The organism is Streptomyces sp. NPDC127100 (assembly GCF_042724095.1).
Classification (GTDB): domain Bacteria; phylum Actinomycetota; class Actinomycetes; order Streptomycetales; family Streptomycetaceae; genus Streptomyces.
Genome location: NZ_JBHXFL010000064.1, coordinates 26,009 through 34,021, shown reverse-complemented (window position 1 = coordinate 34,021; position 8,013 = coordinate 26,009). Strand labels below are relative to the sequence as shown.

Below are 8,013 nucleotides of genomic sequence, written 5' to 3'. Positions count from 1 at the left end.
GGGCGGCGGGACCCGGAGGTCTCGCCGCCCCTCGCGCGTGCCGTGCCCGGTCAGCGTGCCAGGGCCTCCGCGAAAAGCCGCGTCAGCGCGGTCGGTGCGGTGATGGCGGTGCCGACGACGACGCTGTGCGCCCCCGCCGCGAGCGCCCGGGCGGCCTGCTCGGGAGTGGCGATACGGCCCTCGGCGATCACCGGGGTGTCGAGCGCGCCGGCGAGGTCGGTCACGAGAGCCAGGTCGGGGGCGCTCTGCACCGGGGAGCCCGGCACGTATCCGGACAGGGTGGTGCCGATGAAGTCGGCCCCCTGGTCGGCGGCCGCACGGCCCTCGCCGAGGGTCGACACGTCGGCCATGACCTGGGCGCCGGCCGCGTGCACGGCCTCGACCAGCTTCGCGAAGGTGCTGCCGTCGGGCCGCGGGCGCGCGGTCGCGTCGGCGGCGACGACGGCGGCACCGGCCTCCACCAGGGCGAGCGCGTGGCGCACGGTCGGGGTGATGAAGACACCGCTGTCGCCGTCCTTCCACAGGCCGATCACCGGCAGGTCGACGGCCGCGACGGTGGCCGCGACGACCTCCGGGTCGTTGACGCGCACGGCCGCCGCGCCGCCGGTGCGCGCCGCCAGCGTCATGCGGACCAGTGTGTCGGTGTGGCGCATCGGGTCGCCGGGAGGTGCCTGGCAGGACACGATCAGTCGGCCCTTCCACGCGTCGGCCAGGGACAGGGGCGGGGTCATGACGGTGCTCCGGTGGTCTCGGGCTGGTGCAGGGGCAGGGTGTGGGGCAGCGCGGCCGCCCCGAGGACCGCGGCGTCGGCGCCGCCCCTCGGGTGCCGCGGGCGCAGTGCCCGCAGCGGGGGCATGAGCTCGGCGGCGAAGGCCGTGCACAGGGCGTCCCAGTACAGGGCGCCGATGCGGGGCACGCCACCGGCGACGACGACACGGTGCGGGCCGAGCGCGTTGGCGAGGCCGCCCAGGGCGCGGCCCGTCGCGCGGGCGCCGAGCGTGATGGCCTCCGTCGCGTACGGGTCGCCCTGCGCGGCGCGCTCGGCGACGGTCTGGAGGCGGTCGGCCGGTCGCCCGCCGAGCCGTGCGCAGTGCGCGGTGATGGCGGGGCCCGCCGCGATGGCCTCCAGGTGGCCGGTGGCTCCGCAGGTGCAGGGCAGCCCGTCGGCCTCGGGGCTGGGCAGGTGTCCGAGGTGCCCGGCGATTCCGGCGGCGCCGTGCAGCATGCGTCCCGCGGCGGCGACGGCGCCGCCGACTCCGGTGCCGACGGCGGCGTAGATCAGCGTGCCGTCGTCGTCCGGGCCGTCCAGTTCCGTCGCGGCGGCGGCGCGTACGTCGTTGTCGCAGGCCACGGGGAGACCCGTACGGCCGGCGAGGCCCGCCGCGAGGCCGGTGCCGGCCCAGCCCCGGATCGTGTCGGTGGCGCTGGTGACGGTCCCGGTGACGGGGTCGATCACGCCGGCCGCGGCGACGCCGACCGCGGTGGTACCGGGCGCCCACACCGCTCGGGCGGCCTCCGCCATCGTGTCCAGGACCACCCCGGCGCCCCGGGTCGCCGGGGTGGGCAGGGTGTGCCGGGCCAGTACGGTGCCGCCGGCCCCGACGAGGGCGGCGGCGATCTTCGTGCCGCCGAGGTCGAGGCCGATCACCGGACCGTCGAGGTGCCGTGCGGTCATCGGACCGGCAGCAGCCCGGCGCCGCGCAGGTGCCGCTCGACGTGGGCGACGGACTCCTCGCCCAGCTGGACCTGCGAGGCGGCGGTGGTGCCGTGGGTGATCACACCGAGCAGCCGCAGCGCGTGCTTGAAGGCGCCGATGGCCGACGAGTTGCGCCCCATCTCGCTCTCCGGGCCCGCGTCGACGAGGCCGAACAGCTCCACGAGCCGCTCCTGTTCCTTCACGGCGCCGTCCAGGTCGCCGCCGCGCACGGCGTCGTAGAGGCGGACGTAGCCGGCCGGGTCGACGTTGCCCAGTCCCGGGACGACGCCGTCGGCGCCGGCCAGCAGGGCGGCGTCCACGGTCAGTTCGGAGCCGGTGAGGATGCTGAAGGAGGGGGCGGGACCGTCGGCGCGGCCGTGGCGTCCGCCGAGTTCGACGATGAGCCGGCGCAGGCCGCCCTCGTCGCCGCTGCTGTCCTTGAGGCCGGCCAGCGTGCCGTCCTCGGCGAGTTCGCGCACCAGGGCGGCGGAGAGCTTGCTGTGCACCGAGACGGGGAGGTCGTAGGCGTACAGGGGCAGGTCGACGGCGGCGCGGAGCGCACGGAAGTGGGCGGCGATCTCGCGCGGGTGGGTGCGGGCGTAGAAGGGCGCGGTGGCCACCAGGGCGTCGGCGCCGGCCTCGCGTGCGGCCTCGGCGTGGACGAGCATCCGGGGCGTGGTCATGTCGATGACGCCCGCCAGCACGGGGACGCGGCCGGCGACGGCCCCGACGACCGTCTCCAGGGCGACGGCCCGCTGCCGGTCGGTGAGGAAGGCGACCTCGCTGCTGGAGCCCAGGGCGAACAGCCCGTGCACTCCCCCGCCGACGAGGTGCTCGACGAGTCGGGTGAGCGAGGCGGTGTCGACTTCGCCCGACGCGTCCAGAGGAGTGCAGACGGGCGGCACGACGCCGCTCAGGGGCTGGGACGAGGACATGGTGTTTCTCCTGGGCTGTGCGAGTCGTGGTACGGGTGGAACGGGCCGCCGGGTGCCGGGATGCCGGCGCCGGGCGGCCCGTGGCCGGGCTACGGCGCGGTGACGGTGAGCGTCTTGTCGCCGTAGGAGTGCTGGGTGCCGCGGACCTCGTAGGCCGCGGTCGTCGACACGGTGCCCGCGGTGGCGTTCGCGGGGACGGTGACGGGGATCCTGACGTTGGCGCCCTGGCCCGGGTTGAGCGCCGGCATGGTGACGGTGGGGGCGCTCCAGCCCGCGGGCAGCGTGAGCGAGACCGTGCCGGCCGGGAGCGCCACGTCGTTCTGGCTGACGACGCGGACGGTGACGTCGGTGGTCCGGCCGGCGGGGAGGGACGCGGGCGGGGTGACGGTGACCGGGGCGCAGACTCCGCCGAGCCACTTCAGGTCGAAGGACGAGTAGGTGATGTGCTGGTAGTTGGCCCGCTCCCACAGCAGGCCCATGGCGGGGTTGCCGCCGGTGCCGTCGCTGAGCGGGGTGAGCGTCGAGTAGGCGGCCGCGCCGGACTCGACGGTTCTGCGCACCGGCCAGGTCTCCCCGTTGTCGCAGGAGAGGCGGACGGTGAGGTTGCTGCGGCTGTTGGTCGTCGCCGTGTTGCTGAACATCAGCCAGGAGGCGCGCGGGTGCGAGGCGGCCACGCCCGGCGCGAAGCGGGTGATGGAGCCGTTGTTCGCCGGGTCCGGCAGCTCGGTGTCCTGCTTGAAGGGGGTGTAGGTGACGCCGCCGTCGGAGGAGTACGCCACCGTGCGGTACGGCGCGGAGCGGTTGTTGAGCATGATGCGGCCGTCGGACAGCTCGACGGTCTTGTTCTCGTCGCCGCCGGGGCCGACGGGGGTACCCATCCTCCAGGTGGCGCCGTGGTCGTCGCTGTAGGCGCTGACCGCGTAGTTGGCCCCGTTGTTGCGGATGGCGTACTGCTGGACGAGACGGCCCTTGTGGGTGCCGTGGCGCAGCTGGATGCCCTCGCCGGAGGCGGCGAACATGCCGCCCCAGGCCGGGTTCTTGATGTCGGCGGTGATCCGCTCGTGCTTCCAGGTCACTCCGTCGTCGTCGGAGTAGCTGTAGTCGGCCTGGACGATGTTCGGGTCGCTCTCGTCGTTGCCGGTGGCCGAGCCGAAGAAGCCCTGGTTCACGGAGGCCGCGTAGAAGACGAAGACGCGGCCGGTCTCGCGGTCGACGAGCAGGCTGGGGTCGCCGTAGCCCTTGGGGGCGGCGTCCTTGCGCACGACCTGCTGGGCCTGCCAGGTGGCGCCGCCGTCGGTGCTGCGCCTGAGGACGATGCCGATGTTGCCCGGCAGGTCGCCGAGGGTGGGGCGGGCGTCGTACGCGGCGATCAGCGTGCCCCGGGTGGTCCGGGTCAGGGCGGGGATGCGGTAGTAGGGGGAGCCGGTGCCCGCCGTGGCGATGTCCTGGGAGGTGAGGGTGCCGGTGGCCTCCGCCGCGGAGGTGGCCCCGTGGGCGGCGGGGACGGTGACGGCCAGGACGGTCAGGGCCGCGGTGGCGAGGGCGAGGGTGACTCTTCGCTGCATGAACAGGCCTCTTCTCGGGTGAGGGGTCAGGCGAGTTGGGGGTCGTGCAGGGCGGAGAGAGCGGTGGGGGCCTCGGTACGGGGTGCGCGGAGCAGCTCCCGTACCCAGGCGAGCTGCTCGCGGCGGTGGTGGCCGCCGCCGCCTTCGTGGCCGTTGAACTCGTAGACGCGCAGGTCCTTGGAGCCGCCGTAGCGGTGGTAGGCCGCGAAGCTCGTCGAGGGCGGGCAGACCTCGTCCATCATCGCGATGGAGAAGAGGGCCGGGGCGGTGGCGCGCGCGGCGAGCAGCGCCGCGTCGACGTAGGACAGGGTCGTGAAGACCGTCCCGGTGCGGTCACGGTGCAGCCGCAGGTATTCGGCGATCTCGGTGTAGGGCGGCTGGGCCGCGATCGTCGCGCCGCGCCGGATGTCGCAGAGGAAGGGGACGTCGGGCATCACCCCGGCCAGGCCCGGCACGAGCCCGGCCACCGCGAGGGCGATGCCGCCGCCCTGGCTGATGCCGGTGACGACGACCCTGTCCGGGTCCACGGCCGGATGGGCGAGGGCCGCCTCCACGAAGCGCACGGCGTCGGTGTGGACCCGCCGGTAGTAGTGGTCGTGGGGGCTTTCGACGCCGCGGGTCAGGAAGCCGGGGACGGTGCCGTTCAGGGCGGCGGTGTCGGGGGTGTCCCCGCCTGCGGTGGACCAGCCCTGGCCGCGCGTGTCCATGATGAAGTGCGCGTGGCCGGCGTTGGCCCAGAGCACCTGCTCGTGCGGCAGGCCGCGGCCGCGGCCGTAGCCGAGGAACTCCACCACGCAGCCGAGGGGCCCGCTCGCCCGTGCGGGCAGGTGCAGCCAGCCCCGGACGGGCTCGCCGGCGAAGCCCGGCACCGTGACGTCGTAGGTCGTCACCTCGGTCAGGCCGGAGTCCACGGGGGTGAAGCCGGGTACGCCGCCGTGTTCGCGGGCCTCCCGCAGGGTCTGCTCCCAGAAGGCGTCGAGGTCGGCGGGCTCGTCGAGGTCCGGCCGCAGTGCCAGGCACTGGGCGAGGGTGAGGTCCGTCAGTGGCATGAAGGGGCCCCGGTGGGTGAGGCGTGCGCGCGGCGCAGCGCGGAGAACGGGAGGGCCGGCCGGAACCAGGCCCGTCACAACAGCAGACGTCTGATGTCTGTTGATCGAGGACACTAGAGACCGCGGCGGCGACCGTCAAGTGCCCCGCTCCGGGGATGCCCGGCACGTCCGGAGGCGCGCACGAAAAAGGCGCCCCCTGGCGGAGGGGCGCCTCGGTCGTCGGCGGGGCGGTCAGCTGCGGGCGCGGGCCTCCTCGATCCGCTGACGCACCGGAGCGTAGTGTTCCGTGAGGGCCACCGCGAACTCGACCGGATCACGGTCGCGCACGGCGTTCACGATGCGCTGGTGATTGGCGATGGTGGCCGCCTCGTGCTCGCGCGTGAACACGTCGAGGTGCGGTGCGACGATGACGTAGACGTCCCAGAACGCCGTGGACAGCTGACCGATGAGGTCGTTGCCGAGCGGGGCGAGGAGCAAGGTGTGGAACGCCCGGTCGGCCTCGACGAACCCGTGCCCCTCCCCCGCGCCGGCTCTGCGCATCTCGTCGACGTGCTCCGCGAGGAGGTCGATCTGCTCCTCGGCCAGGGAGGAGACGAGCCGGTCGGCCATGCCCCGCTCGAACAGCTCGCGCACCTCGATGAGGTCGCTCATCACCTGGAAGTCGTCGTCGGGGCTGAGCAGACCCCGGAAGGTCAGGCTCTCCACCAGGGCGGACAGGCTCAGCCTGCCGACGTAGGTGCCGTGACCGTGCCGCACCTCGACGATGTCGAGCGCGGTGAGGATCCTGATCGCCTCCCGCACGCTGGAACGGCTCGCGCCGAGCGCCTCGCACAGGGCGGGCTCGGTCGGCAAGGGATCCCCCGGGCGCAGGTCGTTGCGCAGGATGTAGGACTTGATGCCGTCCACGACCTCCTGTCGCAACGGTTGTCGTACCGTCTTGGGCTCCGGCACTCTCTGCCGAATCGCCCTTTGCCCCACCGCCACCTCTTGACCCCTCTCATTTGCCCGGCTACGTTCCCACGTTATCAAGCATCAGACATCAGACGTCTGATGCACAGTCGGTGAGGCGCCGACCACATCCGCCTCCTCCACCTTGCTCGACATCTCTCATCTCCCGCCTGGAGGACTCCTTGTCCGCGCGCAGTGCAGCCGGCGTCGATCGCCGCACCTTCATGAGATATACCAGTGCCATCGGTGTGGCGACCGCGATCACCACGGGCCTGACGGCCTGCGGAGGCCCGGCCTCCAGTGGAGACGGTACCGGTGCCTCGGGCAGTGGCGGCGACACCATCGAGGCCGGCCTCTCGTACCCGCTCTCCACCGGCTTCGACCCGATGATCACCTCGGGCGCGACCCCGTACGCCGCCAACGTGCACATCTTCGAGGGGCTCGTCGACCTCGACCCCGTCACGCTCGTGGCGCGGCCGGCGCTCGCCACCGGGATGCCCAAGAAGATCAACGCCACCACCTACCGGGCCACCCTGCGCGAGGGCGCGACCTTCCACGACGGCTCGGCGGTCACCGCGGACGACGTGGTGTTCAGCTTCGAGCGCGTCCTCGACGAGAAGAACGCCTCGCTGATGGCGCAGTTCGTCCCGTTCATCGACCAGGTCACGGCTGTCGACAAGTCGACGGTGGAGTTCAAGCTGAAGTACGCCTTCGCGCTCTTCCCCTCCCGCATATCCGTGGTGCGGATCGTGCCGGAGAAGATCGCCGGCGCCGACGCCAAGTCGTTCGACGCCAGGCCCGTGGGCACGGGCCCGTACAAGTTCGTGTCGGCGGTCCGCGAGGACAAGATCGTCATGGAGGCGTACGACAAGTACAACGGGCCGCGCCCGGCCAAGGCCAAGAAGATGATCTGGCGGCTGATGTCCGACCCGTCCGCGCGGGTCAGTGCGCTGAAGTCCGGCCGCGTGCAGGCCATCGAGGACGTGCCCTACATCGACGTCAAGGGCTTCACCGGCAAGGACAAGGTGGAGTCGGTCCAGTCGTTCGGGCTGCTCTTCCTGATGTTCAACTGCGCCGACAAGCGGTTCGCTGACAAGCGGGTGCGGCAGGCGCTGCACTACGCCCTGGACACCGAGAAGATCATCTCCACCGCGCTGCTGGGCAACGCGGAGGCCGCCACCGGATACGTCCCGGCCACCCACCCGGACTACCACAAGGCCGCCACCGTCTACACGCACGACCCGGCGAAGGCCAGGAAGCTGCTCGCCGAGGCCGGCGTGGGCAAGCTCTCCTTCACGCTGATGCTCACCGACAACGGCTGGGTCAAGGACATCGCGCCGCTGATCAAGGAGAGCTGGGCCGCGGTCGGCGTCGACGCCAAGCTGGACATCCAGCAGTCCGCCGCCCAGTACGCCGAGATCGACCAGGGCAACTTCGAGGCACTGGCCGCGCCGGGCGACCCGTCCGTCTTCGGCAACGACGCCGACCTGCTGCTGCGCTGGTTCTACTACGGCTTCTGGCCGGAGAACCGCTACGCGTGGAAGGGCAGCGACGCCTACAAGCAGACCAAGGCGCTGCTCGACAAGGCCGCCGCCGAAGCGGACGAGGCGAAGCGCAAGGCGCTGTGGGGCCAGGTGACCGACCTCGTCGCCGACGAGGCCGCCCTGTACCCGATCCTGCACCGCAAGCTGCCCACCGCCTGGCGGGAGGGGGCGCTGTCGGGCTTCAAGCCGCTGCCCACCACCGGGCTGTCCTTCATCGACGTCGGCCGGGGCTGACCCCCGCACGCCCACGCCGTCGGGCCGCCGCCGCGCCACCAC

General features: G+C 72.8%; 7 protein-coding genes. 1 reads left to right on the top strand and 6 read right to left on the bottom strand.

Features of this window, described 5'->3' with window-relative positions:
- Nucleotides 1-50 precede the first annotated feature (50 nt).
- The 6 genes from ACFWJB_RS33330 to ACFWJB_RS33305 form a co-directional block, all read right to left on the bottom strand.
- Entirely contained in the window at nucleotides 51-731 is a 681-nt protein-coding gene (locus ACFWJB_RS33330) for an N-acetylmannosamine-6-phosphate 2-epimerase (RefSeq protein WP_386926935.1), read from the bottom strand.
- Entirely contained in the window at nucleotides 728-1,675 is a 948-nt protein-coding gene (locus ACFWJB_RS33325) for an ROK family protein (protein ID WP_386926933.1), read from the bottom strand. The genes ACFWJB_RS33330 and ACFWJB_RS33325 overlap by 4 nt, the downstream gene beginning before the upstream one ends.
- On the bottom strand, nucleotides 1,672-2,631 hold the full coding sequence (locus ACFWJB_RS33320; protein WP_386926931.1) for a dihydrodipicolinate synthase family protein: 960 nt from the start codon (nucleotides 2,629-2,631) through the stop codon (nucleotides 1,672-1,674). The genes ACFWJB_RS33325 and ACFWJB_RS33320 overlap by 4 nt, the downstream gene beginning before the upstream one ends.
- An 89-nt stretch (nucleotides 2,632-2,720) precedes the next feature.
- The gene (locus tag ACFWJB_RS33315; protein WP_386926929.1) at nucleotides 2,721-4,196 is read right to left on the bottom strand and encodes an exo-alpha-sialidase; all 1,476 of its coding nucleotides are present in this window, start codon (nucleotides 4,194-4,196) and stop codon (nucleotides 2,721-2,723) included.
- A 26-nt stretch (nucleotides 4,197-4,222) separates the two neighbouring features.
- Complete coding sequence (locus ACFWJB_RS33310; RefSeq protein WP_386926927.1) at nucleotides 4,223-5,245, bottom strand: acetylxylan esterase; 1,023 nt, start codon at nucleotides 5,243-5,245, stop codon at nucleotides 4,223-4,225.
- 231 nt (nucleotides 5,246-5,476) lie between these two features.
- On the bottom strand, nucleotides 5,477-6,229 hold the full coding sequence (locus ACFWJB_RS33305) for a FadR/GntR family transcriptional regulator (protein WP_385469711.1): 753 nt from the start codon (nucleotides 6,227-6,229) through the stop codon (nucleotides 5,477-5,479).
- A gap of 188 nt (nucleotides 6,230-6,417) precedes the next feature.
- On the opposite strand from ACFWJB_RS33305, the gene ACFWJB_RS33300 reads away from it, so the two are divergent.
- A complete protein-coding gene (locus tag ACFWJB_RS33300; protein ID WP_386926925.1) occupies nucleotides 6,418-7,971 on the top strand; it encodes an ABC transporter substrate-binding protein in 1,554 nt (517 codons plus the stop codon).
- Nucleotides 7,972-8,013: the final 42 nt, after the last annotated feature.

What these genes read in the sequence shown, in the direction of transcription:
- ACFWJB_RS33325 (WP_386926933.1), bottom strand. Translation starts at nt 1,675, where the DNA reads ATGACCGCACGGCACCTCGACGGTCCGGTGATCGGCCTCGACCTCGGC.
- ACFWJB_RS33320 (WP_386926931.1), bottom strand. Translation starts at nt 2,631, where the DNA reads ATGTCCTCGTCCCAGCCCCTGAGCGGCGTCGTGCCGCCCGTCTGCACT.
- ACFWJB_RS33330 (WP_386926935.1), bottom strand. Translation starts at nt 731, where the DNA reads ATGACCCCGCCCCTGTCCCTGGCCGACGCGTGGAAGGGCCGACTGATC.
- ACFWJB_RS33310 (WP_386926927.1), bottom strand. Translation starts at nt 5,245, where the DNA reads ATGCCACTGACGGACCTCACCCTCGCCCAGTGCCTGGCACTGCGGCCG.
- ACFWJB_RS33300 (WP_386926925.1), top strand. Translation starts at nt 6,418, where the DNA reads ATGAGATATACCAGTGCCATCGGTGTGGCGACCGCGATCACCACGGGC.
- ACFWJB_RS33315 (WP_386926929.1), bottom strand. Translation starts at nt 4,196, where the DNA reads ATGCAGCGAAGAGTCACCCTCGCCCTCGCCACCGCGGCCCTGACCGTC.